Source organism: Pseudomonas ficuserectae, assembly GCF_024584585.1.
GTDB lineage: Bacteria > Pseudomonadota > Gammaproteobacteria > Pseudomonadales > Pseudomonadaceae > Aquipseudomonas > Aquipseudomonas amygdali.
In genome coordinates this window covers 1,239,328-1,265,864 of sequence record NZ_CP085684.1, presented here as the reverse complement: position 1 = coordinate 1,265,864, position 26,537 = coordinate 1,239,328, and the positions used below count along the sequence as shown (strand labels likewise).

General features: G+C 57.7%; 29 protein-coding genes. 9 read left to right on the top strand and 20 right to left on the bottom strand.

The genetic code is table 11. The features are described 5' to 3' along the window. Positions 1 to 50: 50 nt before the first annotated feature. From LJU29_RS05705 to rplM, 4 genes are all read right to left on the bottom strand, one after another. On the bottom strand, positions 51 to 461 hold the full coding sequence (locus LJU29_RS05705) for a ClpXP protease specificity-enhancing factor (RefSeq protein WP_005733421.1): 411 nt from the start codon (positions 459 to 461) through the stop codon (positions 51 to 53). 17 nt (positions 462 to 478) lie between these two features. Continuing rightward, positions 479 to 1,096, bottom strand: coding sequence for a glutathione S-transferase N-terminal domain-containing protein (locus LJU29_RS05700; RefSeq protein WP_004656548.1), 618 nt, complete (start codon positions 1,094 to 1,096; stop codon positions 479 to 481). Positions 1,097 to 1,378: 282 nt separating this feature from the next. Further along, complete coding sequence (gene rpsI / locus LJU29_RS05695; protein ID WP_257111761.1) at positions 1,379 to 1,771, bottom strand: 30S ribosomal protein S9; 393 nt, start codon at positions 1,769 to 1,771, stop codon at positions 1,379 to 1,381. A gap of 14 nt (positions 1,772 to 1,785) precedes the next feature. Further along, on the bottom strand, positions 1,786 to 2,214 hold the full coding sequence (rplM, locus tag LJU29_RS05690) for a 50S ribosomal protein L13 (protein ID WP_002555065.1): 429 nt from the start codon (positions 2,212 to 2,214) through the stop codon (positions 1,786 to 1,788). Between the two features lie 453 nt (positions 2,215 to 2,667). Between rplM and LJU29_RS05685 the strand changes: the two genes are divergently transcribed. Then, the gene (locus LJU29_RS05685) at positions 2,668 to 3,615 is read left to right on the top strand and encodes a GlxA family transcriptional regulator (protein ID WP_257112686.1); all 948 of its coding nucleotides are present in this window, start codon (positions 2,668 to 2,670) and stop codon (positions 3,613 to 3,615) included. A 58-nt stretch (positions 3,616 to 3,673) separates the two neighbouring features. On the opposite strand, the gene zapE is transcribed toward LJU29_RS05685, so the two are convergent. From zapE to LJU29_RS05670, 3 genes are all read right to left on the bottom strand, one after another. After that, positions 3,674 to 4,768, bottom strand: coding sequence for a cell division protein ZapE (gene zapE, locus LJU29_RS05680; protein WP_002555066.1), 1,095 nt, complete (start codon positions 4,766 to 4,768; stop codon positions 3,674 to 3,676). Between the two features lie 62 nt (positions 4,769 to 4,830). Continuing rightward, a complete protein-coding gene (locus LJU29_RS05675) occupies positions 4,831 to 6,180 on the bottom strand; it encodes a tryptophan--tRNA ligase (RefSeq protein WP_122322704.1) in 1,350 nt (449 codons plus the stop codon). 39 nt (positions 6,181 to 6,219) lie between these two features. After that, positions 6,220 to 6,849, bottom strand: a complete 630-nt coding sequence (locus LJU29_RS05670) for an alpha/beta hydrolase (RefSeq protein ID WP_054994829.1) — start codon at positions 6,847 to 6,849, stop codon at positions 6,220 to 6,222. A 145-nt stretch (positions 6,850 to 6,994) separates the two neighbouring features. Here LJU29_RS05670 and LJU29_RS05665 point away from each other — a divergent pair, with 145 nt between their 5' ends. After that, positions 6,995 to 7,438 carry a Z-ring associated ZapG family protein gene (locus LJU29_RS05665; protein WP_004656562.1) on the top strand — a complete coding sequence of 148 codons (444 nt, stop codon included), beginning with the start codon at positions 6,995 to 6,997 and terminating at the stop codon, positions 7,436 to 7,438. Positions 7,439 to 7,640: 202 nt separating this feature from the next. Here LJU29_RS05665 and cysN read toward each other — a convergent pair whose 3' ends face one another. The 3 genes from cysN to LJU29_RS05650 form a co-directional block, all read right to left on the bottom strand. Next, the gene (gene cysN, locus LJU29_RS05660) at positions 7,641 to 9,539 is read right to left on the bottom strand and encodes a sulfate adenylyltransferase subunit CysN (protein ID WP_002555070.1); all 1,899 of its coding nucleotides are present in this window, start codon (positions 9,537 to 9,539) and stop codon (positions 7,641 to 7,643) included. A 10-nt stretch (positions 9,540 to 9,549) separates the two neighbouring features. Next, the gene (gene cysD / locus LJU29_RS05655) at positions 9,550 to 10,467 is read right to left on the bottom strand and encodes a sulfate adenylyltransferase subunit CysD (RefSeq protein ID WP_257111760.1); all 918 of its coding nucleotides are present in this window, start codon (positions 10,465 to 10,467) and stop codon (positions 9,550 to 9,552) included. Positions 10,468 to 10,620: 153 nt separating this feature from the next. Then, complete coding sequence (locus LJU29_RS05650) at positions 10,621 to 11,379, bottom strand: Nif3-like dinuclear metal center hexameric protein (RefSeq protein ID WP_002555072.1); 759 nt, start codon at positions 11,377 to 11,379, stop codon at positions 10,621 to 10,623. Between the two features lie 111 nt (positions 11,380 to 11,490). On the opposite strand from LJU29_RS05650, the gene algW reads away from it, so the two are divergent. After that, positions 11,491 to 12,651: a Do family serine endopeptidase AlgW gene (gene algW, locus LJU29_RS05645; RefSeq protein WP_257111759.1), complete on the top strand. Its 1,161-nt coding sequence runs from the start codon at positions 11,491 to 11,493 to the stop codon at positions 12,649 to 12,651. A gap of 489 nt (positions 12,652 to 13,140) precedes the next feature. Here the strand turns inward: algW and hisC are convergent, their stop codons facing one another. From hisC to LJU29_RS05595, 10 genes are all read right to left on the bottom strand, one after another. Then, positions 13,141 to 14,193 carry a histidinol-phosphate transaminase gene (gene hisC, locus LJU29_RS05640; RefSeq protein ID WP_054996580.1) on the bottom strand — a complete coding sequence of 351 codons (1,053 nt, stop codon included), beginning with the start codon at positions 14,191 to 14,193 and terminating at the stop codon, positions 13,141 to 13,143. Next, positions 14,193 to 15,539, bottom strand: a complete 1,347-nt coding sequence (hisD, locus tag LJU29_RS05635; RefSeq protein ID WP_005754052.1) for a histidinol dehydrogenase — start codon at positions 15,537 to 15,539, stop codon at positions 14,193 to 14,195. The genes hisC and hisD overlap by 1 nt, the downstream gene beginning before the upstream one ends. A 124-nt stretch (positions 15,540 to 15,663) precedes the next feature. Then, complete coding sequence (gene hisG / locus LJU29_RS05630) at positions 15,664 to 16,299, bottom strand: ATP phosphoribosyltransferase (protein ID WP_002555077.1); 636 nt, start codon at positions 16,297 to 16,299, stop codon at positions 15,664 to 15,666. A gap of 154 nt (positions 16,300 to 16,453) precedes the next feature. After that, the gene (murA, locus tag LJU29_RS05625; protein ID WP_002555078.1) at positions 16,454 to 17,719 is read right to left on the bottom strand and encodes a UDP-N-acetylglucosamine 1-carboxyvinyltransferase; all 1,266 of its coding nucleotides are present in this window, start codon (positions 17,717 to 17,719) and stop codon (positions 16,454 to 16,456) included. Between the two features lie 22 nt (positions 17,720 to 17,741). Beyond that, on the bottom strand, positions 17,742 to 17,981 hold the full coding sequence (locus LJU29_RS05620) for a BolA family protein (RefSeq protein WP_002555079.1): 240 nt from the start codon (positions 17,979 to 17,981) through the stop codon (positions 17,742 to 17,744). Positions 17,982 to 18,095: 114 nt separating this feature from the next. Further along, positions 18,096 to 18,401, bottom strand: coding sequence for an STAS domain-containing protein (locus tag LJU29_RS05615; RefSeq protein ID WP_005744995.1), 306 nt, complete (start codon positions 18,399 to 18,401; stop codon positions 18,096 to 18,098). Continuing rightward, positions 18,398 to 19,048 carry an MlaC/ttg2D family ABC transporter substrate-binding protein gene (locus LJU29_RS05610; RefSeq protein ID WP_005744994.1) on the bottom strand — a complete coding sequence of 217 codons (651 nt, stop codon included), beginning with the start codon at positions 19,046 to 19,048 and terminating at the stop codon, positions 18,398 to 18,400. Before LJU29_RS05610 ends, LJU29_RS05615 begins: the two co-directional genes overlap by 4 nt. Before the next feature lie 10 nt (positions 19,049 to 19,058). Next, on the bottom strand, positions 19,059 to 19,526 hold the full coding sequence (gene mlaD / locus LJU29_RS05605; RefSeq protein ID WP_257111758.1) for an outer membrane lipid asymmetry maintenance protein MlaD: 468 nt from the start codon (positions 19,524 to 19,526) through the stop codon (positions 19,059 to 19,061). Then, the gene (gene mlaE / locus LJU29_RS05600; RefSeq protein ID WP_257111757.1) at positions 19,526 to 20,323 is read right to left on the bottom strand and encodes a lipid asymmetry maintenance ABC transporter permease subunit MlaE; all 798 of its coding nucleotides are present in this window, start codon (positions 20,321 to 20,323) and stop codon (positions 19,526 to 19,528) included. Before mlaE ends, mlaD begins: the two co-directional genes overlap by 1 nt. Beyond that, positions 20,323 to 21,132 carry an ATP-binding cassette domain-containing protein gene (locus LJU29_RS05595; RefSeq protein ID WP_005754063.1) on the bottom strand — a complete coding sequence of 270 codons (810 nt, stop codon included), beginning with the start codon at positions 21,130 to 21,132 and terminating at the stop codon, positions 20,323 to 20,325. Before LJU29_RS05595 ends, mlaE begins: the two co-directional genes overlap by 1 nt. Positions 21,133 to 21,436: 304 nt before the next feature. Here LJU29_RS05595 and LJU29_RS05590 point away from each other — a divergent pair, with 304 nt between their 5' ends. The 6 genes from LJU29_RS05590 (at position 21,437) to LJU29_RS05565 (ending at position 26,468) form a co-directional block, all read left to right on the top strand. Further along, complete coding sequence (locus tag LJU29_RS05590) at positions 21,437 to 22,411, top strand: KpsF/GutQ family sugar-phosphate isomerase (protein WP_002555085.1); 975 nt, start codon at positions 21,437 to 21,439, stop codon at positions 22,409 to 22,411. Then, positions 22,411 to 22,950, top strand: a complete 540-nt coding sequence (locus LJU29_RS05585; protein WP_004666191.1) for a KdsC family phosphatase — start codon at positions 22,411 to 22,413, stop codon at positions 22,948 to 22,950. Before LJU29_RS05590 ends, LJU29_RS05585 begins: the two co-directional genes overlap by 1 nt. Positions 22,951 to 22,958: 8 nt before the next feature. Further along, positions 22,959 to 23,531: an LPS export ABC transporter periplasmic protein LptC gene (lptC, locus tag LJU29_RS05580; RefSeq protein ID WP_002555087.1), complete on the top strand. Its 573-nt coding sequence runs from the start codon at positions 22,959 to 22,961 to the stop codon at positions 23,529 to 23,531. Then, a complete protein-coding gene (gene lptA, locus LJU29_RS05575; protein ID WP_002555088.1) occupies positions 23,518 to 24,066 on the top strand; it encodes a lipopolysaccharide transport periplasmic protein LptA in 549 nt (182 codons plus the stop codon). The genes lptC and lptA overlap by 14 nt, the downstream gene beginning before the upstream one ends. After that, positions 24,067 to 24,792, top strand: coding sequence for an LPS export ABC transporter ATP-binding protein (gene lptB / locus LJU29_RS05570; RefSeq protein ID WP_002555089.1), 726 nt, complete (start codon positions 24,067 to 24,069; stop codon positions 24,790 to 24,792). A gap of 182 nt (positions 24,793 to 24,974) precedes the next feature. Further along, positions 24,975 to 26,468, top strand: coding sequence for an RNA polymerase factor sigma-54 (locus LJU29_RS05565; protein ID WP_004656600.1), 1,494 nt, complete (start codon positions 24,975 to 24,977; stop codon positions 26,466 to 26,468). The last annotated feature ends 69 nt before the right edge of the window (positions 26,469 to 26,537 follow it).

Genomic DNA, 26,537 nt, shown 5'->3' with positions numbered 1-26,537 from the left:
GCAGGCGAAAAAAAGGCGATCCGGAGATCGCCTTTTTTATTGCGCATTTTTTACTTCACGACCTTCAGACTCGGCCGACCGCTTGGGCGCGGTGGCTCGCTGTCGGGCGGAGTATCATCTTCGATCTCGATTTCCTCACCATCGTCCATGGAAGGCTCCAGATCGAAAACCATACCCTGGCCGTTCTCACGGGCATAAATGCCCAGGATGGCAGCTACAGGCACATAAAGCGTGTGTGGCACACCGCCGAAGCGGCCTTCGAAGCTGACGGCTTCGTTATCCATATGCAGATGACGCACCGCACTTGGCGAAACATTCAGGACAATCTGCCCGTCATTGGCAAACCCTTGCGGGACCTGCACCGAGGGGTAATCCGCATTGACCAGCACGTGCGGGGTGCAATCGTTATCGACGATCCACTCATAGAGAGCGCGAACAAGATAAGGGCGACTGGAGTTCATTAACGGCTCCTTAAGCCTTAGCGCATTTCACGTTCGGCAGCAGACAGACTCGCCTGAAAAGCCTCACGCGCAAATTGGCGCTCCATGTAATCAAGCAACGGCTTGGCAGGCCGCGGCAATTCAATACCCAAAATTGGCAAACGCCAGAGTATGGGGAGTAGACAGCAGTCAACAAGACTTAGCTCGTCGCTCATGAAAAAAGCTTTTTCCGCGAACAACGGTGAAACCCCGGTCAGACTTTCACGAAGCTCCTTGCGCGCCTGAACACGAGCAGGCTCTTTGCTGCGCGTATCAAGGATCAGGTCCACAAGGCCACACCAGTCTCGCTGGATGCGATGGATCAACAGACGGCTGTTGGCGCGAGCCACGGGATAGACAGGCAGCAAGGGCGGATGCGGATAGCGCTCATCCAGGTATTCCATCACCACCGTCGACTCGTACAACGCCAGGTCACGATCAACAAGAGTCGGCAAGCTGCCATACGGATTTACTTCAATCAGCTGCGGCGGATGACGACCTGCCACAACCTCAATGATTTCGGCGCTGACACCCTTCTCGGCGAGCACAATACGCACACGATGAGAATAGTGGTCGGCGGGGTCGGAGTAGCAGGCCAACCGGTTGGTCACGCCCATGGCGATCCTCCTCGCTTGTTAAAATTTATCGGACAGACGAACGAATACGCCTTAAGGGCGCATCCGATAATGAACGCAACAGGACAGGTGTTCGTCGCGGGCCACAAGATAGCTCATTTACGCGATGTAAATTCTGTAATCTTCGCCGACAGGCTTATAAATCTCGCAATATCGACGTGACACGCCCAGCTTGAAAACACCTCGACCGCAAAAAATCACACCCATAAAAAAACGCCCAGCCCCGCGAGGGGATGGACGTTCTTTCTTTGAACGAAGAACGAATTAACGCTTCGAGTACTGCGGACGCTTACGCGCTTTACGCAGACCGACTTTCTTACGTTCAACTTCACGAGCATCGCGAGTCACGAAGCCTGCTTTACGCAGAGCGCCACGCAGAGTCTCGTCGTATTGCATCAGAGCGCGAGTGATACCGTGGCGGATTGCGCCAGCCTGACCACTTAAACCGCCACCGATAACGGTGACGTAGATGTCGAACTTTTCAACTGTCTCGGTCAGTTCCAGCGGCTGACGAACTACCATGCGGGCAGTTTCGCGACCGAAGAAATTGTCCAGGGAGCGGTTGTTGATCGAGATGTTACCAGTACCCGGACGCAGGAAAACGCGAGCGGTTGCGGTCTTGCGACGGCCAGTGCCGTAATTTTGAGTCGCCGACATAATGAACTATTCCGTTAAAACTTCAGTTCTTGGGGCTGCTGAGCAGTATGAGGGTGTACAGCGCCCGCATAGACTTTCAGCTTACGATACATGTCGCGACCCAGCGGGTTCTTAGGCAGCATGCCTTTGACCGCGGTCTCGATCACGCGCTCAGGAGCTTTGGCGATCAGCTTTTCGAAGTTGATCGACTTGATCCCGCCCGGAAAACCGGAGTGTGAGTAGTAGATCTTGTCGGTGGTTTTGGCACCAGTAACGCGGATCTGCTCGGCATTGATCACGACGATGTAGTCGCCGGTATCAACGTGCGGAGTGTATTCCGGTTTGTGCTTGCCACGCAGACGGCTCGCGATTTCGGTGGCCAGACGACCCAGGGTCTGACCAGCAGCGTCGACGACGAACCAGTCGCGCTTAACTGTTTCCGGTTTAGCAGTAAAAGTTTTCATTCTTTATAGCCTCAGGGGCCGCCCTGAAAATTAGACGGCGGATCTTACTGAATAGTGCGTACTTTGACAAGTCAAAGGCAGCCGGAAACAGACGCTATCGGGGGCTCGGGTCAGCGCGTCCGTTATACGGCAAGATTCTTCGGCAGACGGCGCATCACTTCCACTGCAAAGAGCTGGCGGATTATACAGACTGTAAAAATAACCTCAACCGGATTTTTTGTTCACATTCTGTTTATTGCCTGCGAGGCGTGGATTGGCGGATATTTACCCGCTTAGCACAAAGCCATCATGCGCACCTCTCGCAGAGATCCTGGCATGAGGAGGCTGGACACACCCGACAAAAAATAAGACGATCCAGCCGTTGCTTGACCATTTACCCATATAAGAATAACGATTATGCCGATCCAACACGCCACTCTGCTGCGCCGCGTAAGCATTCTGACCACCGACAAGATGTTTGCCTCGACGGTCATGCAGGCCAAAGACTTCTTCCACTTAGCCAGCCTGCGCTACAGCAAACAACTGGGCCAGGGCCTGGTACCCGCTTTCGAAACCCGCCTCGTCAGCCCGGACGGACTCTCCGTCAGCAGCTTCAGCGACGTCACATTGCCAGTCGACGGCGCGCTGTGCCAAAGCGACATCATCGTTATCCCGGCCTTTTGGGATGATTTTGAAGCCCTGTGCGAACGCTACCCGCAGATCCTGCCCTGGCTGCGTGAGCAACACGCCAACGGTGCCGTACTCTGCGCCGAAGCCACCGGGGTCTACTGGCTTGCCGAGGCAGGATTGCTCGACGGCAAGGAAGCGACTACCTACTGGCGCTTCTTCAGTGCATTTGCCGAACGCTACCCCAAGGTGCTGCTCAACCAGGAAAAGCACCTGACTGACGCCGATAACGTGTACTGCGCAGGGGGCACGACGTCAGCGTGCGACCTCTACATCTACCTGATCGAGCGGTTCTGCGGTGCCAACGTCGCGCAGGCCGTGGCCCGCGATATTCTTTACGAGGTACGCCGCACCTACTCACCGGGCCGCATAGGCTTTGGCGGGCAGAAACTGCATCAGGACGTGGTGATTCTGCAGATTCAGCACTGGCTGGAAGAGCACTTTGCCGACAAGTTCCGCTTTGAAGATGTGGCCCGAGAGCACGGTATGAGCATTCGCAATTTCATGCGTCGCTTTCAGACCGCAACCGGTGACAAGCCGCTGCATTACCTGCAACGGCTGCGGATCGAAACGGCAAAGGGATTGCTGTCAGGGTCTCGCAAAAGCATCAAGACCATCAGCTACGAGGTGGGCTATGACGACGCCAGCTTCTTCGCCCGGCTGTTTCGCCAACACACCGAGCTGTCACCCAACCAGTACCGGCAGCAGTTCGAGAGCCAGAAGGAAAAGCTGTGAGCTGCAGCATGGGCGAGCTTCAAGCGTGCAGCTTGAAACTTGCCGCTTGCAGTCGCTGCTAGGGCTTGTGCGCCCGCGAGAGGAATTCGTGGGATTGCATTTCCAGCAGACGGCTCAGGGTGCGTTGAAACTCGAACATCAACCGGCCACCGGTGTACAGATCCTTCAACTCAACCTCGGCTGAAATGATCAGCTTGACGTTGCGATCGTAGAACTCGTCGACCATGTTGATAAAACGTCGGGCGATGTCGTCGGTAGAAACGTCCATCTGCTCGACGCCACTGATCAGCACAGCATGAAATATCTTGCCCAGCTCGATGTAGTCGTTCTGGCTGCGTGGCCCGTCGCACAGCTCGCGGAAGTCGAACCAGGCCACATCATCACAGGTACGCAGGGCACGGATCTCGCGGTTTTCGATCATCAACACATCGTTTTCGATGGTTTCGGCGCAATCCGGGGTCAGGGCCTTGAAGCTTTTGCGCAGGCTTTCCTGCGCAACTTCGTTAAGCGGGAAGTGAAACAGCTCAGCCTGTTCCAGGTGACGCAGACGGTAATCGACGCCGCTGTCGACGTTGACGATGTCGGTGTTCTGTTTGATCAGCGCAATTGCAGGCAGGAAACGCGCGCGTTGCAGGCCGTCCTTGTACAAACCGTCCGGAACGATGTTGGAGGTTGCCACCAGCGTTACGCCATTTTTGAACAGTTCTTCCATCAGCGTGCCCAGAATCATGGCATCGGTGATGTCGGAAACAAAGAACTCGTCGAAACAGATAACCCGTGCCTCGTCGGAAAAACGCTTGGCGATGATCGTCAGCGGATTTCGCTCGCCCTTGAGGGTCTTCATCTCTTCGTGCACGCGCTTCATGAAGCGGTGGAAGTGCGTACGGACCTTGTCCTGAAACGGCAGCGCGTCAAAGAACGTGTCGACCAGGTAGGTCTTGCCACGGCCTACGCCCCCCCAGAAGTACAAACCCTTGACCAGGGTCGGCTCTTTCTTGCCAAACAGCTTGCCGAACAGGCCGGGCTTGCTGTCGTGAGCGGCAACCAGATCGTCATACAGGCGCTGCAAATGGCGCACAGCGTTTTCCTGCGCGGCATCGTGAAAGAAGTCCGGGCGTTTCAGATCAGATTGATATCGTTCTAGGGGCGTCATAATTCGTTAGCAAGGCAACAAAAACGGGTCGTCACTGTAGCGACGACCCCGGGGATTGGCAATCAGTCCTGTTGAGGAGCAAGTGCCAGCTTAAGGGTTTGAATCGCGTTGTCGCGCGCAATGGCATCGCCGAACACCGGGCTATCAGCCACACACTCACCGTCCAGCCACAGCGTGAAGCCATTGGCTTCACTGCGCAGATCCAGCTCACCGCCCTGCTGCAACTGCTTGCTGGCGATACCGGCCGCCTTGCCGTCGGCAAAATTGCGCGACAACAGCAGCTGCTCGCCATCGGCGGCCAGCAAGCGGAAACGGAAGCTGCCGTCGTCTTCACGGAAACTGACGAAACGCGCGCCCTTGGTGGCCTTTTTCTTGCCGGTATCGGCGTTTTGCACCGTGGCGCGGAACGAGCGCAGGCCCACCGCCTCACGCAGCTCCTCCAGAAACGGCGTGGCAACCCGGCGTGCCTTCTGCGCGCCGGCCAGCAGGATATCTTCGAGATCGGCAGGACGCTCGATCAGCCTCAGATATTTTTCACGGGGCTCGCTCAATTGCGCATCCAGCAAGGTGAACAGACGATTCTTCGCTTCGCCCCAGCCCAGCCCCTGCAATAGATCGGAACGGAATTCAGCGCACTGCTCTGCCGTCGAAAACGCTTGATACAGGGTGAACAGGTGCGAGGTGTCCGGATCCTTCGCTTCACCCGGCGCGCGCGAGTCGGTGACGATGCGCGATATGGCGCTTTTCATCTCCTTGGCGCTGCTGAACAACGGAATGGTGTTGTCGTAGCTTTTCGACATCTTGCGCCCGTCCAGACCGGGTAGCGTGGCGACGCTCTCTTCGATCAAGGCCTCGGGCATGACAAAGAATTCCTTGCCATTGCCAAACAGGTGGTTGAACCGCTGGCCGATGTCGCGGGCCATTTCAACGTGCTGGATCTGATCGCGCCCCACCGGAACCTGATGCGCATTGAACATCAGAATGTCAGCGGCCATCAGTACCGGATAGCTGTACAGTCCCATGGTGATGCCAGCATCCGGGTCCTCGCCACCTTCGACGTTCTTGTCCACTGATGCCTTGTAGGCGTGCGCGCGATTAAGCAGGCCCTTGGCCGCCACGCAGGTGAGCAGCCAGGTCAGTTCCGGGATCTCTGGAATGTCCGACTGGCGATAGAAGGTCACACGATCAACATCAAGGCCAGCTGCCAGCCAGGTCGCAGCGATTTCCAGACGCGAGCGCTGAATGCGCAGCGGGTCATCGCATTTGATCAACGCGTGGTAGTCGGCCAGAAAGTAGAACGAGTCGAAATCGCTCTGACGGCTGGCGACAATGGCCGGGCGAATCGCGCCCGCGTAGTTACCCAGATGGGGAGTGCCGGTGGTCGTGATACCGGTCAGGATACGAGTGGTCATGGCAGGTCGCTTATCTAAAGGATGCAATACGGGCTGCAATCAGTTGGAAAGTCGCGGCAGAAGCAGATCTTTCAGATCGGTCAGCTTGCCGTGAAAAAAGTGTCCGCATTCTGCCACTTTCAGCAGCTCATGGGGGCGTTGCAGCGCGGCCGACCACGCATAGACCGTTTCAGGATCGATCACTTCATCGTCTTCTGGCTGAATGATCGTCAGCGGACAGCCTTGCGGCAAGACGCTTTGATCCTTGAGCCGCGAGGACGCTGCAGCAATCAGAAACAAATGCGTCAGTTTTTCACCCTGCCCTTCAAGGCGACCACCCAGGTTGGCGGCAACGTAGCCACCGAAAGAAAAACCGAACAGGGTCATGGGCAGATCAGGATGTTGCGCACGCAGCCACTTGGCGGCAGCCTGGGCATCATCGATCTCGCCTGGCCCTGCGACCGACGTACCGGCACTGGCACCGACACCGCGATAATTGAAGCGTAAGGTGATCAGACCTTGATCCCTTGCGGTACGCTGCAACGTCGAGACGACTTTATTGAGCATCGTTCCGCCCTGTATCGGGTTAGGATGGCAGATCAGTGCAACGCCTCGGGCGTCGGGTATATCCTGATACAGCGCTTCGAGCTGGCCTTCTGGGCCATCGATAAATAATGGGGTTTCACGCATGAGCAAAACAGAACTCCGTGACCTCGAAATGGGTCGACTCGTCTAGCTGATTGTCTGCGGCTTGCATATCAACGATACGTCGCGGGTATACAGCGCAGGTTCCAGCCGTTAACGTAAAGCAAAGCCGTTTATAGAGGAAGGACTCGTGGAACACTCGCTCTTAGTCTGGTTGTTGCCGACGCTCGCCCTGGTGGCCGGTGTCGTCATTGGTTTTCTGGTAGCACGCCTGCTGCCCAACACCGTTCCGAACAGCACCCAGCGCCAGCTGGACAACATTCAGGAGCGCTTCGACACCTATCAGAACGAGGTAGTCACGCACTTCAACAGCACGGCCAATCTGGTACAGAAGCTTTCGCAGAGCTATCAGGATGTTCAGGAACACCTTGCCGAGGGCGCCAATCGTCTGGCTCTCGACGAGCTGACCCGCCAACGCTTGCTGGCCGCCCTGCACCCTGAGGCCAATCATGCGCACCGCGATCATCGCGACCGCCTGACCCCTCCGCGCGACACCGAAACACCCAAGGACTACGCCCCCAAGTCGCCCAACACGCCTGGAATGCTGGATGAGCATTACGGCCTGAAAAGGTAAGGATTCACAGCCACACAAAAGCCCGCTGGCGAGAAAATCTCCAGCGGGCTTTTTTGTGCCCTACCCCTTCGCGAGCAATGCGGATTGCCACACCGGTCACTCCCACAAGATCGTGCGTGCGCACCATTGTGGGAGCGAGCTTGCTCGCGAAGAGGCCAATGCAGGCGTTGAAAACCATTGGGCTTTCACACCTGCATGCGTATCAGATCACGCTGCGGCTGCGCAGCAGATCCAGCACCTGTTTAACGCTTTCTTCCAGGTTGAGTGTCTGCGTATCGATCACCAGATCGGCATTCAGCGGCACGTCATACGGAAAGGACTCGCCAGGAATGTTGTCGCCATCAGCGGCATACAGGCCTTGCGGGTCACGCTCGCGGCAGACTGCTGGCGACGCCTGAACATAGACGGTCAGCAGACGATCCTTGCCGATCAGCGCCTTGGCGCGCTCACGGCCCTCGGCATCCGGCGCCACAAAGGCAGCCAGGGTCAGCAGGCCCGCTTCGTTGAACTGACGCGCCACATGAGCAGCACGGCTCCAGTTCTCGGTACGCCCGGCACGGTCCTGTGGCAAGCCCTTGTTCAGGTCATGACGCAGGTTCTGACCGTCCAGCACATAGACCGCACGGCCCATGTCGAACAACTTACGCTCGACCGCATACGCCAACGTACTTTTGCCTGCGCCGGACAGGCCGCTGAACAATACGGTAGCCGGCTGCTGGCCGAAACGCTGCGCACGCTCTTCAGTCGAGACGTGGGCCAGCTCGCCATGATGCTGCGAGCCACCGCCTGAAACCGGCTTGGCAATGATCATGCCCGCTGCCACAGTACCATTGGTCAGACGATCGATGACGATGAACGAGCCAGTGGTGGGGTTTCTGTCATAGCCGTCCAGCGCGATGGGCGCATCGAGGCTGACTTTGACGCGTCCGATCTCGTTCAACTGCAACGAGCTGGCAGGGCCTTCCTGCAGCGTGTTCACATCGACCCGATGAGTAATGCTGGCAATAGAGCCCGGCACATAGCTGGTAGCGCGCTTGATGTCGTACTTCTTGCCCGGCAGCATGGGCTCTTCGGCCATCCACACCAGCATCGCGTCGAACGCATCGCTGACCTGTGGGACGTTGTCGGCATGCACCAGCAGATCACCGCGGGAAATGTCGATCTCGTCTTCCATGGTCAGCGTCACGGCCTGCCCCGGACCGGCCTGCTCCAGTTCGCCTTCAAAAGTGACGATGGACTTCACACGGCTGCTCTTGCCCGACGGCAGCACGACGATCTCGTCGCCCTTGTGCACGATACCGCTGGCCAGCGTACCGGCGAAACCGCGGAAGTTCAGGTTTGGACGGTTGACGTACTGCACCGGGAATCGCAGGTCCGCATAGTTGCGGTCGCTGGCGATTTCGACGGTCTCGAGAATTTCCATCAGCGACTGGCCGGTGTACCAGGGCGAACGCTCGCTCTTGTTCACCACGTTGTCGCCCTTGAGCGCCGACATTGGAACAAACGCCATGGTGGTCGGCTTGAACGCGATACCCTCGGCGAACTTCAGGTAATCGGCCTTGATCGACTCGAACACGCCCTCATCGAAGCCGTTGAGGTCCATCTTGTTGATGGCGACGACGATGTGCTTGATACCCAGCAGAGAGGCGATATAGCTGTGACGACGGGTCTGGGTCTGCACGCCATAGCGCGCGTCCACCAGAATGATCGCCAGGTCACAGGTCGAAGCGCCGGTGGCCATGTTACGGGTGTACTGCTCATGGCCCGGTGTATCGGCAATGATGAACTTGCGCTTGGCCGTGGAGAAATAGCGATAGGCAACATCGATAGTGATGCCCTGCTCCCGCTCGGCCTGCAGACCATCCACCAGCAACGCCAGATCGACGTCATCGCCGGTGGTGCCGGACTTCTTCGAGTCCCGGGTGATGGCTTCAAGGTGATCTTCATAGATCATCTTCGAGTCATGCAGCAGACGCCCGATCAGCGTGCTCTTGCCGTCATCGACGTTGCCACAGGTAAGAAAGCGCAGCATTTCCTTGCGTTCGTGCTGGCCCAGATAGGCGAGGATGTCCTCGCTGATCAAATCAGATTGATGCGACATGTGACACCCCTTAGAAATAACCCTGACGTTTCTTTTCTTCCATCGAGCCGGCACCGTCATGGTCAATGACCCGGCCCTGGCGTTCGGAAGTTCGTGTCAGCAGCATTTCCTGAATGATGTCGGTCAGGCTGGTCGCTTCGGACTCGACAGCACCGGTCAGCGGGTAGCAGCCCAGCGTGCGGAAACGGACCTTTTTCTTGACGATGCGCGTCTTCTCTTCATCGGTGAGATGCTCGAGGATGCGCTCGTCGTCGATCATGATCAGCGTACCGTTCTTCTCGATCACGTCGCGCTCGGCGGCGAAGTACAGCGGCACGATAGGGATGCCTTCAAGGTAGATGTACTGCCAGATGTCCAGCTCGGTCCAGTTGGAGAGCGGGAACACCCGGATAGACTCGCCTTTGTTGACGTTGCCGTTATAGACATTCCACAGCTCGGGGCGCTGGTTTTTTGGGTCCCACCGATGTTTGCTGTCGCGGAACGAATAGACGCGTTCCTTGGCCCGGGACTTTTCTTCGTCGCGCCGGGCACCGCCGAAAGCGGCATCGAAACCATGCTTGTCGAGCGCCTGCTTCAGGCCCTCGGTCTTCATGATGTCGGTATGTTTGGCGCTGCCGTGGGTGAAGGGGTTGATGCCCTGCGCCACACCATCGGGGTTGATGTGAGTGATCAGGTCCAGGCCCATTTCCTCGACCATCTTGTCGCGAAAACGATACATCTCCTGGAATTTCCAGCGAGTATCGACGTGCATGACCGGAAACGGCAATTTACCGGGGAAGAATGCCTTGCGCGCCAGGTGCAGCATCACGGCCGAATCCTTGCCGATCGAGTACAGCATCACCGGGTTATCGAACTCGGCGGCGACCTCGCGGATAATGTGGATGCTTTCCGCCTCCAGCTGTTTCAGATGCGTCAGTTTGTCAACCATGGCTACTCACGGATTGCGTTCGTTATGGACCGGGAAACCCCGGGGCGGCCTGCGGGCCGTATTCGAGCCGAGCACTTTAACATGCGTGATATCGCTAATCAGCGATGCAGCTAGATCGAAACGATCTATGCATATGCCCTGCTGTTTGATCGTTCAAATCGGGTTCGGGCAGTCGATGAAGATATGCTCGAGCGCAAAGCGTCGGGCCAGGTAATCACCCAGGGCCTGAACGCCATATCGCTCGGTGGCGTGATGACCGGCCGCGATGAAGCTGATGTCGTTCTCCCGTGCGCTGTGGAATGTCTGCTCCGACGCTTCGCCACTCAGGAAAAGATCAACGCCTTCCAGCACTGCCTGATCAATGTAGTTCTGACCACCGCCCGTGCACCAGCCGACACGGCGAATCATCTGACTGCCTTCGATGAGCAATGGCTCACGCCCCAGCGCATCCTGCACGCGACGGGCAAAATCCCGCGGCGTCATGGGTTCGGACAACGAACCGATCAAGCCGACCACTCGCGAATTTTCGGGGTCCAGCGGGCCTTCGACAGTGATGTCCAACTGACGTGCCAGCTGCACGTTATTGCCCACTTCAGGGTGCACGTCCAGCGGCAGGTGGTAGGCAAGCAGGCTGATGTCGTGCTTGAGCAGAGTTTTCAGCCGACGCTGCTTCATGCCGACAACACAGGGGTTTTCGCCTTTCCAGAAATAACCGTGATGGACCAGAATCAGATCAGCCTGAGCCTCTACGGCAGCGTCCAGCAATGCCTGGCTGGCCGTCACGCCGCTGACGATGCGCATCACTTGAGGCCGACCCTCGACCTGAAGGCCATTAGGGCAATAATCCTGAATCCGGGCACTGTTCAGATAGCGGTCGGCTTCTTCGACCAGGGTGCTCAGGGCAACAGCCATAAAAGACTCCTAAATATGCAGTTCAGAGCTGCGTTGTACTCGTATAATGCCCGCCATTATGGCGCACCCGTGGCAAAACTTTCTGCGCCCGCAACCATCAGGACTTGTTAAATGTTCAAGGCACTGCGTTTTTTCGGCTGGCCATTGCTGGCTGGCGTGCTTATCGCCATGCTGATTATTCAGCGCTATCCGCAGTGGGTCGGCCTGCCGAGCCTGGATGTCAATCTGCAACAGGCTCCGCAGACCACCAACGTCATGCAAGGTCCGTCGTCCTATGCCGATGCGGTCATTGCCGCAGCGCCCGCGGTGGTCAACCTCTACACCACCAAGATGGTCAACAAGGGCAACAACCCGCTTTTCGAAGACCCGCAGTTCCGGCGCTTCTTCGGCGACAACACGCCCAAGCAGAAGCGCATGGAGTCGAGCCTTGGCTCTGGCGTGATGATGAGCCCTGAAGGCTACATACTGACCAACAACCACGTCACCACTGGCGCGGACCAGATCGTGGTAGCACTGAAAGACGGTCGTGAAACCATTGCCAGAGTCATCGGCAATGACCCGGAAACCGATCTGGCGGTGCTCAAGATCGATTTGAAAAACCTGCCCGCGATTACCATCGCGCGCTCTGACAGCATTCGCATCGGCGACGTTGCGCTGGCGATCGGCAACCCGTTCGGGGTCGGCCAGACTGTGACCATGGGGATCATCAGTGCCACCGGGCGCAATCAACTGGGCCTCAATACCTACGAAGACTTCATTCAGACCGATGCGGCCATCAACCCGGGTAACTCGGGCGGTGCGCTGGTAGACGCCAGCGGCAATCTGATCGGCATCAATACCGTGATTTTTTCCAAGTCCGGCGGCTCCCAGGGCATCGGCTTCGCTATTCCGACCAAATTGGCAATGGATGTCATGAAGTCGATCATCGAGCACGGTCAGGTCATTCGTGGCTGGCTGGGCATCGAAGTTCAACCGCTGACCCAGGAACTGGCCGAGTCGTTCGGATTGAAGGACCGGCCCGGAATCGTTGTGGCGGGTATCTTCCGCGATGGGCCGGCGCAGAAAGCCGGGCTGCAACTGGGTGATGTGATTCTGAGCATCAATGGCGAACCCGCTGGCGACGGTCGTCGCTCGATGAATCAAGTGGCGCGTACCAAGCCCAAGGACAAGATTGCCATCGACGTGATGCGCAACGGCAAGGAAATGCGCTTGAGCGCCGAGGTCGGCCTGCGCCCGCCACCTGCACCGACACCTGCCGCAGCGCCGGAGTGATGCGCCATTACCTGAAAGTGCGGTACAGCACAGATCTGTGACGCCGGGAATAAAAGGCGTCCGGGCTTCTGCCCGAAGGGCGTGGGGGGCGAGCTTGCTCGCGAAGAAAGTGTTTCAATCGATGCATTTTCGGCGCTTGTGCAGGCCCTTTCGCGAGCAAGCTCGCTCCCACAGGTCCGGAGTGTTTCAAACCATGCGAGACACCCACACAGGTCCGAAGTGTTTCAAGCCATGTGGATGCTCTGCGGCAGCGATGATCTTGTGGGAGCGAGCTTGCTCGCGAAGGCGGATTACCTGATCAATGGAGTTTCAGCGGCTGCACGGGCTTCTTCGCGAGCAAGCTCGCTCCCACGGACCCGGAATGTTTTCGAGCCATTTGGATTACTCACATAGGTCGGCGGTGTTTCCAGGCCATGCGGATGCTCTGCGGCATCGATGATCCTGTGGCAGCGCAAGGTCAGCCCGTTTTCGGGCTGACCGATCCGCGTCTCAGATGTCGCTCAGACCTTCCAACAACGCCTGATGCTGCTCTGGCGTGCCGATGCTGATGCGCAGGAACTGGGCGATACGCTGCTGTTTGAAGTGACGGACGATGACGCCCTGCTCACGCAGTTTCGCAGCCAGGGCTGCAGCATCGTGTTGCGGGTGGCGGGCGAAGATGAAGTTCGCTGCCGAAGGCAGCACTTCGAAGCCTTTGCCCTGCAACTGTTCGACCAGCGCCTCGCGACTTTCGATGACCTTGTTGCGGGTCGACTCGAAGTGCTCGCGGTCCTCGAAAGCTGCCGCACCACCCACATTGGCCATACGGTCCAGCGGATAGGAGTTGAAGCTGTTCTTGACCCTCTCCAGCGCTTCGATCAGGTCAGGATGCCCTACCGCCAGGCCAACGCGCAGACCGGCCAGCGAGCGCGACTTGGACAGGGTCTGGGTGACCAGCAGGTTCGGGTAACGGTCGATCAGCGTAATGGCTGTCTCGCCACCAAAGTCGATATACGCTTCATCGACGACCACCACCGAATCCGGGCTGGCCTTGATGATCTGCTCAACCTTGTCCAGACCGAGCAGGCAACCCGTCGGCGCATTCGGGTTGGGGAAGATGATCCCGGCATTGGGTCTGGCGTAGTCTTCGGCACGAATCTGGAACTGATCATCCAGCGCGATCATTTCGTAATCGATCCCGTACAGACCGCAGTAGACCGGATAGAAGCTGTAGCTGATGTCCGGAAACAGCAGCGGAGCATCGTGCTGAAACAAAGCGTGGAAAATGTGCGCCAGCACTTCATCCGAGCCATTGCCCAGGAACACCTGATTGGGCTGCACCTTGTAGTAATCGGCGACAGCGTGCTTGAGCAGGTCGCTGTTGGGGTCCGGGTACAGACGCAAGTCGTCGGTCAGCGCGGCACGCATGGCCTCGACAGCCTTGGGCGACGGGCCATACGGGTTTTCATTGGTATTGAGCTTGACCAGCCGGGTCAGCTTCGGCTGCTCGCCCGGCACATAAGGCACCAGATCGCTGACGAAAGGACTCCAGAATTTGCTCATTATTTGCCGTCCTCTGTATTGCCTGCTTTCCAGTCGGGATCAGTAATTCGATATTCAGCACTGCGGGCATGGCCGCTCAGGGATTCGCCACGAGCCAGTACCGACGCTGTCTTGCCCAGCTCGGACGCACCCTGCGGCGAGCAGTAGATGATAGACGAGCGCTTCTGAAAATCGTACACGCCCAGCGGCGAGGAAAAACGCGCCGTGCCGGAGGTCGGCAGTACGTGGTTGGGACCTGCGCAGTAGTCGCCCAGCGCTTCGGAGGTGTGGCGCCCCATGAAGATCGCACCCGCATGGCGGATTTGCGGCAGCCAGGCTTCCGGATCGGCGACGGACAATTCGAGGTGCTCAGGCGCGATGCGATTGGCAACTTCGATGGCTTGCGCCATGTCTGCCACTTTTATCAATGCGCCGCGACCGTTGATCGACGTTTCGACGATAGCCGCGCGCTCCATGGTTGGCAGCAGACGCGTGATACTGGCGGCAACCTTGTCGAGAAAATCGGCATCCGGGCTGACCAGAATGGCTTGGGCATCTTCATCGTGCTCGGCCTGGGAAAACAGGTCCATGGCGATCCAGTCAGGATCGGTCTGGCCGTCACACACCACCAGAATCTCTGACGGACCGGCGATCATGTCGATCCCGACCTGACCGAATACGTGGCGCTTGGCGGTGGCCACATAAATATTTCCGGGGCCGACAACCTTATCGACCTTTGGCACGCTTTCAGTGCCGTAGGCCAGCGCTGCCACAGCTTGCGCACCGCCGATGGTGAACACCCGGTCGACACCCGCAATACAGGCAGCGGCCAGCACCAGTTCGTTGATTTCACCACGCGGTGTCGGCACGACCATGACCACCTCGGTCACGCCCGCCACTTTGGCCGGAATGGCATTCATCAATACCGAAGACGGGTACGAGGCTTTGCCACCGGGCACATACAGGCCTGCGCGGTCCAGCGGCGTAACCTTCTGGCCCAGCACCGTGCCATCGGCCTCGGTATAGCTCCAGGAATCCTGTTTCTGTTTCTCGTGGTAGCTGCGCACACGCTCGGCGGCTTTTTCCAGCGCTTCGCGCTGGACCGGCGTGATGCGGGTCAATGCCAGTTCCAAGCGCTCGCGAGGCAGAATCAGGTCGGCCATCGACGCGACCTGCAGCCCGTCAAACTTCTGGGTGAACTCGACCAACGCCGCGTCGCCGCGCTCACGTACCGCCTTGATGATGTCGAGCACGCGCTGGTTGACCGAGTCGTCAGACACGCTTTCCCAGCTCAGCAGGTGATCCAGATGTCGTGCGAAATCCGGGTCAGCAGCGTCGAGTCGGCGAATTGCAGTGGGCGTGGTCATAGCGGGGGCCTCAATAATTGGCGGATGCTCAGGAGCCTAAAGCTACCAAGCTATCCGCGCAGGCACCTGAGAAATTTGGCTATGACACGGATAGCTGGACGCAACTCAACGTTGCGTGAATGAATCAGCTACGGTGTCGCGACTCCACTGCCTTGCGCAGGGTGTCGATGAGGGCCTGAATGCGTGCGTGCTGCATCTTCATGGAAGCCTTGTTGACTACCAGACGCGAGCTGATGGTAGCGATCAGTTCCTGAGGCTCAAGGCCATTGGCTCGCAAGGTATTACCGGTGTCGACCACGTCGATGATCTTGTCTGCCAGACCAATCAGCGGTGCCAGCTCCATGGAGCCGTACAGCTTGATGATATCGACCTGACGACCCTGCTCGGCGTAGTAACGCTTGGCAACGTTGACGAACTTGGTCGCCACGCGCAGACGGCCCTTGGGCTCGACCGCACCGATGGCACCGGCAGTCATCAGCTTGCACTTGGCAATCTGCAGGTCCAGAGGCTCGTAAAGGCCCTGGCCGGTATATTCCATCAACACATCCTTGCCCGCGACGCCCAGATCGGCGGCACCATGCTCGACATAGGTCGGCACATCGGTGGCACGCACGATCAGCAGGCGCACGTCAGCCTGGGTCGTGGGGATGATGAGCTTGCGGCTCTTGTCCGGATTCTCGGTCGGCACGATGCCCGCTTCAGCGAGAAGCGGCAGGGTGTCGTCAAGAATGCGGCCCTTGGACAGTGCGATGGTCAACATGGGAAACGTAAGTCCTTATCAGGAAACTTTTGTCACGACGCAAGCGGCGCATGACAACCCTCAAGCGTGTTCGGCCTGAAGTGAAACGAATCAGAAATCACACCCGCGACAGAACAGGCGGCCCCGATGCCAGTGGCATCAGGGCCGCGCGCTACTAGCCCGGAACGCGGCGGATCTTGGCGCCCAGCATTTGCAGCTTCTCTTCGATGCACTCGTAACCACGGTCGATGTGGTAGATGCGGTCGATCAGCGTGTCGCCCTGGGCAACCAGCGCAGAGATCACCAGACTGGCCGATGCACGCAGGTCGGTCGCCATGACTGGCGCGCCCTTGAGCACTTCGGTGCCGGTGACAATGGCAGTGTTGCCTTCAACCTGGATCTGAGCGCCCATGCGGTGCATTTCATACACGTGCATGAAGCGGTTTTCAAAGATGGTCTCGATGACCGCACCCGTACCTTCGGCAATCGCATTGAGCGAGATGAACTGCGCCTGCATGTCGGTCGGAAACGCTGGATACGGCGCGGTACGCACGTTGACAGCCTTTGGACGCTTGCCGTGCATGTTCAGCTCGATCCAGTCTTCACCGGTCGTGACTTCGGCACCGGCTTCCTGAAGCTTGAGCAGCACCGCTTCAAGGATGGTCGGATCAGTGTCCTTGACCTTGACGCGACCACCGGTAACGGCAGCGGCTACCAGATAGGTGCCGGTCTCGATACGGTCAGGCATGACCTTGTAGGTGGCCGGGCCCAGACGCTTGACGCCATCGATAGTGATGGTGTCGGTGCCTGCGCCGTGAATTTTTGCGCCCATCGCGATCAGGAAGTTGGCCAGATCGACAACCTCGGGCTCGCGAGCAGCGTTCTGCAGAACGCTGCGGCCGTTGGCGAGGCTGGCGGCCATCATGATGTTTTCAGTACCGGTCACGCTCACGGTATCGAAGAAGAAGTTGGCACCACGCAAGCCACCCTCGGGTGCCTTGGCCTTGATGTAGCCACCCTCGACATCGATGATCGCGCCCATGGCCTCAAGACCACGAATATGCAGATCAACCGGACGCGAACCAATGGCGCAGCCGCCTGGCAGCGCCACTTCGGCCTCGCCGAAGCGAGCGACCATCGGGCCCAATACCAGAATCGACGCACGCATGGTTTTCACTAGTTCGTACGGGGCGACCAGAGTCTTGATGGTGCGCGGGTCGATCTCGACGCTGAGCTTTTCATCGATCACAGGCTCGATGCCCATGCGTCCGAACAGCTCGATCATGGTGGTGATGTCGTGCAGGTGGGGCAGGTTCTGAACAGTAACCGGCCCGTCAGCCAGCAATGTGGCGGCAAGGATCGGCAAGGCAGAGTTCTTTGCCCCGGAGATGCGAATTTCGCCATCAAGACGAACGCCGCCGGTAATAATCAATTTATCCATTAGAGTCTCGACACCAATTGGCTCAGGAACGCTCGGCCCATGCAGCGCGGCTGAAAAATTTCATGGTCACCGCGTGGATGCTGCCATCGGCAATCCAGGGGTTCAGATGGGTATAAATCTGTTGCTGACGCTTGACCGGACTCAGGCCGGCCAACTCGTCGCTGATAATATTCAGCTGGAAGTTGCAGCCTTCGCCTTCGACTTCCACTTTGATTTCCGGCAGCTTTCCTTCAAGGAAGCTTTTAACTTCTACGGCCTGCATGCTTAACCTCGATCGGCGCTGTACGCGCGCGGGTCGGCCATCATACAAAAAAGCCCATGTTATGCGAAGCCCGACAAGCAGGTCCCGGATAAAGGGCTTTTTCGATGACGCCTGTCAGTGGGTGTCCAGTAGCTCGGTCAGACCTGATACACGGGCTATCTGACGCATGTCTTCAGGCAGCGAGCGGACAGTGATCGACTTGCCTGCCTCCTGTGCATCACGCATGAAAGCCAGCAGCAAGGCGAGGCCTACGCTGCTGGATTTCTCGACGCCCGAGCAATCAAGTGTCAGATCGGCCAGATCACCCGACTTGATCAGCGCCGCACCCTGCTTGCGCAGCTGTGGCCCGGTGCGGTAATCCAGCACACCAATCAGCCTGAGCTCGCCAGGCCCGACAAGGCGGACGGCGGACTCTGTCATTGTGCAGGCTTCTGCGCAGCGTCTACGGTGGACTTGGTCTTGGCCACTTCGCCAGCCCAGTTGTTGATTGTGGTATCCAGGTTGTTGCCGTTGCGCTGCATGGCATCGGCGAACTGATCACGGAACAGCTTGCCGATATTGATACCGTTGATGACAACGTTACGCACTTTCCACTCGCCGTTCAGCTTGACCAGCGTGTAGGAAACCGGATAGATCGCGCCGTTATTGCCCTTGACCTGCATGTCAACGCTGGTGCGGTCATCGCCTTCGTCCTTGGCAGGTGCGACGGTGATGCCCTGGTTGTTGAATTCAAGCAAGGCATTGCCGTAGAACTGCATCAGGCTGCGCTTGAAGTTTTCCTCGAAACGCTTCACCTGTTCAGGGCTCGCCTTGCGGGAGTACTTCACGGTCATGATGCTTTTGGAAATGCCATCGGCATCCACGACAGGACCGACAATGCGGTTCAGTGCGTCATAGAACGCGCTTGGGTTGGCTTTGTACTGCTCGCGATTGGTCGCCAGGTCACTCAACAGTTCCTTGGTGGTGCGCTCCACCAGGTCATGAGCCGACGGGGTCGCCGCGGCATTCGCCAGCATTGGCAGAGCGGCCAGCAATACCAGCAGGCCACGGCGCAGAATAGAGATCATTTGAAGCTCCTCACTTGGCGTCTTTACTAACAGTATTGAGCAGGAATTTTCCGATCAGGTCTTCCAGCACCAGCGACGACTGCGTGTCATGGATAGTCCCCCCATCCTTGAGCAGCTTGTCATCGCCACCGACGCTGAGACCAATGTACTTCTCACCCAGCAGGCCAGCAGTCAGGATCGACGCCGTGGAATCGGAAGGCAGGTTATCGACCTTCTTTTGAATCTCCAGCGTGACGCGACCGGTGAAGGTGTCGTGATCCAGATCGATCGCCGTCACATTGCCGATCGTGACGCCAGCCATGCTTACCTTGGCTCTGACAGTCAAACCGGCAATATTGTCGAAGTAGGCATAAAGTTTATAGGTGTCAGTGCTCGCACTGGTGCTCAGACCACTGACTCGCAGGGCCAGCAGGAGCAGAGCCAGTATCCCGGCCAGCAGGAACAGACCGACTCCGGTTTCGATGGCGCGGTTTTGCATCAGAAATCTCCAAACATCAAGGCGGTCAAAATAAAGTCCAGTCCCAGCACAGCCAACGAGGCGTAAACGACGGTTCTGGTCGTCGCGCGGCTGATCCCATCGGAAGTAGGATCGCAATCGTACCCCTGGAAAACGGCAATCCACGTCACTACAAAGGCAAATACGACGCTTTTGATCACCCCATTGAGCACATCGTTCGTGAAAGAAACGCTGTTCTGCATGTTCGACCAGAAAGAACCGTCATAGACGCCCAGCCAATCGATCGCTACCCAGGAAGCGCCCCAGACACCGACCACACTGAAAATCATCGCCAGAATCGGCATCGAGATGAAACCTGCCCACAGGCGTGGCGCAACGATGTACTTGAGTGGATCGACACCGATCATCTCAAGGCTCGACAGCTGCTCGGTGGATTTCATGTTGCCGATCTCGGCGGTCAGCGCAGAACCTGCACGCCCGGCGAACAGCAGGGCTGTAACCACAGGCCCCAGCTCACGCAGCAGGGTCAGTGCGACCATCTGGCCAACGGCCTGCTCGGAGCCGTACTTGGTCAGAATGCTGAAGCCCTGCAGCGCCAGCACCATGCCGATGAACATGCCGGACACCACGATGATGACCAGCGACATGACACCGACCGAATACAGCTGCCTTACCAGCAGTTGAAAACTGCTGCCCGCACCGCCGCGGCCAAGCAGGGCGTTTACCAGAAACAGACCGGAACGACCCAGAACAGTAACAATATCAATGGCCGAACGCCCCAACAGGCGTACCCGGTCCATCAGTGACTTATTGCGCATCAGCGCTTCCCCAATAGATCTTCGCGAAAATCCGGCGCCGGATAGTGGAACGGTACAGGGCCATCAGGCTCGCCGGTCATGAATTGACGAATGCGTGGGTTGTCCGAGGACATCAGTTCCTCAGGCGTGCCCTGCCCCAGCACCTGGCCGTCGCCCACTACATAGAGATAGTCGGCAATGCTCGCTGTCTCGCTGAGGTCATGGGACACCACGATACTGGTGATGCCCAATGCGTCGTTGAGCAAGCGGATCAGGCGTACCAGCACGCCCATCGCAATCGGGTCCTGCCCTACGAAGGGCTCGTCATACATGAGAATCTGCGGATCGAGAGCGATAGCGCGGGCGAGCGCGACACGGCGCTTCATGCCACCCGACAGTTCATCGGGCATCAGTTCGACCGCACCGCGCAGGCCCACAGCCTGAAGCTTGAGCAGCACGATGTCGCGGATCATTTCTTCCGGCAGTTCAGTGTGCACGCGCAAGGGAAAAGCGACGTTTTCGAAAACGTCCAGATCGGTAAACAGTGCTCCGCTCTGAAACAACACGCCCATCTGCTTGCGAGCATCGAACAGATCACTGCGCGACAGCTCAGGCAGGTTCTGACCATTGACCCACACCTGCCCTTCGCCTGGACGCAACTGAGCCCCCATCAAGCGCAGCAAGGTAGTCTTGCCACAACCGGACGGCCCCATGATCCCGGTGACCTTGCCCCGCGGAATACGAATATCAACGTTATTGAAAATGCTGCGCGTACCGCGTTTGAAAGACACACCTTTCAACTCGACCGCATAGGCGTCATCAGGACTCATCTAAACTCCTTGCGATACAGCCTCCGCCCTCAGCCGTCGGTTCTTGGAGGCCGACCAGCTGTCCAGGCGCGCCGAACAGGCCGCGAACTATACCACCGCCGCCACCCGCCCCCAAGAAGAGAACCGAGCGGTTCAGGTAATCGTTGAATTATTCTGTACCACAATGTTATGGCATCAGGCGTGGATACAGACCCTCAAGTGCGTAGGAAATTCGTTTAAAAACAACACAACGACGATCAGACGTGAGGGAATCGTTCATTACCGCTATAATCGCCGCCTTTCAGCAGGCTGACCCTTTCCAGACATGAACCAATCCAGTGACCTGATCCAATCGGCGCAACGCACCATTCGCCTTGAGATAGAAGCCATACAAGGCTTGCTTGAACGTCTTGACGGCGATTTCGTGCGCGCGTGCGAAATGATCCTCGCCAGCAAAGGCCGAGTTGTTGTCGTCGGCATGGGCAAGTCCGGACACATCGGCAACAAGATTGCCGCCACACTGGCGAGCACGGGCACGACCTCTTTTTTCGTGCATCCAGCTGAAGCCAGTCATGGCGACATGGGCATGATCACCCGCGATGACATTATCCTGGCCCTGTCGAACTCCGGCAGCACCCACGAGATCGTGACCCTGCTGCCGCTGATCAAGCGCCTGGGCATAAAGATGATCAGCCTGACCGGCGACCCCGAGTCCATTCTGGCCAAGGCTGCCGATATCAATCTCAACGCCCACGTCGTGCATGAGGCCTGCCCGCTCAATCTGGCACCGACCTCTTCGACCACCGCGGCACTGGTCATGGGCGACGCGCTGGCCGTGGCGCTGCTGGACGCACGGGGTTTCACCGCTGAAGATTTTGCATTCTCCCATCCAGGCGGCGCGCTGGGTCGTCGTCTGCTGCTCAAGGTCGAGAATGTCATGCACTCCGGTGACGCACTGCCCAGCGTTCAACGCGGCACCCTGCTCAGGGATGCGCTGCTGGAAATGACCCGCAAGGGCCTGGGCATGACCGCGATTGTCGAAGCTGACGGCACACTGGCCGGTATCTTCACCGACGGCGATTTGCGCAGAACGCTGGACCGCCCTGTCGATATTCGCCAGACCATCATTGATGAGGTCATGACCCTTCACGGCAAGACGGCCCATGCAGAAATGCTGGCCGCCGAAGCGCTGAAAATCATGGAGGACAACAAAATCAGTGCGCTTGTTGTCGTAGACCAGTACGACCGGCCGGTTGGCGCGTTCAACTTGCAGGATCTTTTGCGCGCAGGCGTCATGTAATGGAAACCGAAACGATGACCCAGGACCTCATGCAACGCGGCAAGGCTATCAAGCTGGCCGTTTTCGACGTCGATGGCGTACTGACCGACGGCCGCCTTTACTTCATGGAAGATGGCAGCGAGATCAAGACATTCAACACTCTCGACGGCCAAGGCATAAAAATGCTGATAGCCTCAGGCGTCACAACAGCCATTATCAGCGGCCGCAAGACTGCGATAGTCGAGCGCCGGGCAAAGAGCCTGGGTATTGAACACCTGTTTCAGGGACGTGAAGACAAGTTGGTAGTACTGGACAAACTGCTCGCAGAACTCCAGCTTGGCTACGAACAAGTCGCCTATCTGGGTGATGATCTGCCAGACTTGCCAGTCATCAGGCGCGTCGGTCTGGGCATGGCGGTTGCCAATGCCGCGAGTTTTGTACGCGAGCATGCACACGGAATAACCAGAGCGCGGGGCGGCGAAGGTGCGGCACGCGAATTCTGCGAACTGATTCTGAGTGCGCAAGGCAACCTTGAAGCGGCTCACTCCGTCTATTTATAGAAGCCATTATGTTCACTAAAAAAATTCGCAAGTTCCTGCTGCTCGGGGTACTGGCGCTGCTGCTGGCAGCGGTCGGTTACTGGAACATCAGCCCGGAAAGTTTTATGGATCAGCCGGTGTCGACCGTTGACGACACGGTCATCGACTACTATGCGATCAATGCCCACAGCGTGCAGTACCTGCCCGATGGCACGCTTCAGTACGACATGACCTCAGACAAGGTCGAGCACGTGAAAGCCACTGACGTGACCCTGTTGACCACGCCCGACCTGCACATGTACCGCGGTGGCGAGTTTCCATGGCACGTACAGAGCAAGAAAGGCGAAGTTTCGTCCGGCGGCGACCAGGTCGAGCTGATCGATTCCGTTCGTGTCGAGCGTACCGATGAAAAACAACGTACGACTATTATCACTACCAGTCGAATGACCGTATTCCCTCAGAAGCAATATGCGCAGACCGAGCAAGACGTTAGAATCGACGGCGCCGGCGGTGTGACTACGGCCAAGGGAATGAAAGCATATTTGAAAGACAGCAGGATGGACCTGCTGTCCAACGTAAGAGGACAGTATGAGGCTCGTTAAAACTCTTCCTTTATTGCTCGGCCTGGGCGCAGCACTGGGAAGCGCGAGCGCCTGGTCCCTGCCAACCGACCGCGATCAGCCGATCCACATCCAGTCTGACGATGCTCAGCTCGATGACAAGAAAGGCGTAGCAACCTATAAGGGCAACGTCATCATCACCCAGGGCTCGATGAAGATCACCGGTAACACTGTGACGATCACGCGTAATGCCCAGGGCGAAGTGGATGTGTTCACCTCTGTCGGCAATCTTGCCTATTACGAGCAGAAGCCTGCCGTAGACAAACCGATTGTGCAGGCCTATGCCGTCACTATTCAGTACTACGCCGGGCAGGACCGTATCGTCCTCATTGACAAGGCCAAGGTCATCAATGATGGCAATACTTCCGAAGGCGAGAAAATCGTTTATGACACGGTCAGACAGGTCGTCAGCGCCGGTCGGGCCAATGGCGGTGCCAAGGTGACCACACCACGTCCGCGTATCGACATGGTCATCCAGCCGAAAAAGAAAACCGACCAACCTCAGAAGGCCCAGTAAATGGCGACGCTCAAAGCCCAGCATCTGGCTAAAAGCTACAAAAGCCGGCAGGTCGTGCGCGATGTGAGCATTTCCATCGACAGCGGCCAGATCGTCGGCCTGCTGGGCCCCAACGGTGCCGGCAAGACCACCTGCTTCTACATGATCGTAGGTCTGGTCCAGGCTGATCAGGGTCGCGTACTGATTGATGACCTGGATGTCAGCCATCAGCCCATGCACGGCCGCGCCCGCGCCGGCATCGGTTACCTGCCGCAGGAAGCCTCGATTTTCCGCAAGCTGTCAGTGTCCGACAACATCATGGCGATTCTCGAGACCCGCAAGGAACTCGATGCCGGAGCACGCCGCAAGGAGCTCGAAAGCCTCTTGCAGGAGTTTCACATCACCCACATTCGCGACAACCTGGGCATGAGCCTGTCGGGCGGCGAGCGCCGCCGTGTGGAAATTGCCCGCGCGCTGGCCACTGCGCCGAAATTCATCCTGCTGGATGAACCTTTCGCAGGCGTAGACCCTATTTCGGTAGGTGATATCAAGCAGATCATTCACCACCTCAAGGCCAAGGGTATCGGCGTGCTGATCACTGACCACAACGTCCGTGAAACGCTGGACATCTGCGAAACTGCCTACATCGTCAACGATGGACAGCTGATTGCAGAAGGCGATTCCGAGACCATTCTGGCGAATCAACTGGTGAAAGAGGTCTACCTCGGCCACGAATTCCGCCTTTAATCGACTGCCCTTTGCGCTTAGCGGCCGATTGATACCAGTGCAGTGTGTTGACAATATTTTATTTGTCATATCACTCTAGGCAAAGGTACAGGTTTCAGGCATATAATTTGCTTAAGTTGGCGCTCCGGCGCCTGTAGTAGATGGCGCATGAGCGCCGGCGAATAAGGTGTTTAGCCCCTGCCATGAAACCATCGCTAGTCTTGAGAATGGGCCAGCAGCTGACGATGACACCGCAGCTGCAACAGGCAATCCGCTTACTCCAGCTTTCCACACTGGACCTCCAGCAGGAGATCCAGGAGGCGCTGGAATCGAACCCCATGCTGGAACGGCAGGAAGAAGGCGACGACTTCGACAACTCCGACCCGCTTGCCGACAACATCGAACAAAAGCCCAACCCCGACGTTCAGGAACCGACCTATCAGGAATCCGCGCCTACCGTGGATAATCTTGAAGACGGCGAATGGAACGAGCGCATTCCCAACGAACTGCCCGTCGATACCGCATGGGAAGACATCTACCAGACCAGCGCCAGCAGCCTGCCAAGCAACGATGATGACGAGTGGGACTTCACCACACGCACATCTGCAGGCGAAAGCCTGCAAAGCCACCTGCTGTGGCAATTGAACGTCGCCCCGATGTCCGACAAGGACCGTCTGGTGGCGGTTACGCTGATCGACTGCATCAACAACCAGGGCTATCTGGACGAAACCCTCGATGAGATTCTCGAGTCTTTCGATCCCGAGCTGGACATCGAACTCGACGAAATCGAAGCTGTACTGCACCGCATCCAGCAGTTTGAGCCGGCAGGCATCGGCGCCCGAAACCTGAGCGAATGCCTGCTCCTGCAGCTTCGCCAGTTGCCAGCCAAAACACCTTGGCTGATGGAAGCGCAACGGTTGGTCACCGACTACATAGATCTGCTGGGAAGTCGCGATTACGGCCAGTTGATGCGGCGCATGAAGCTCAAGGAAGACGAGCTGCGCCAGGTCATCGAGCTGGTCCAGAGCCTCAACCCGCGCCCTGGCTCACAAATCGAATCCACAGAAGCCGAGTACGTCATTCCCGATGTAATCGTGCGCAAGGACAACGAGCGCTGGCTGGTCGAGCTCAATCAGGAGTCCGTACCGCGCCTGCGTGTCAATCCGCAATACGCAGGTTTTGTACGCCGGGCCGATACCAGCGCAGACAACACCTTCATGCGCAACCAGTTGCAAGAGGCGCGCTGGTTCATCAAGAGCCTGCAAAGCCGCAACGAGACACTGATGAAAGTCGCCACCCAGATCGTCGAACATCAGCGCGGCTTTCTTGAATACGGCGACGAGGCGATGAAGCCGCTTGTCCTGCACGACATTGCCGAGGCAGTGGGCATGCATGAATCGACCATCTCGCGCGTGACCACCCAGAAGTTCATGCACACGCCACGCGGCATTTACGAGCTGAAATACTTCTTCTCGAGCCATGTGAGCACTTCCGAGGGCGGTGAATGCTCGTCCACGGCAATTCGCGCAATCATCAAAAAACTGGTTGCGGCGGAAAATCAGAAAAAGCCGTTGAGTGATAGCAAGATCGCTGGTTTACTGGAGGCACAAGGCATTCAAGTAGCCCGTCGCACAGTCGCCAAGTACCGCGAGTCACTCGGGATAGCGCCTTCCAGTGAGCGTAAGCGGCTGATGTGATGCAGGCCCAGCCACAGCGTCCCAGAGACAGGCACCATGCCTGTCTCTTTATGCACTGGCAAAGGAGAA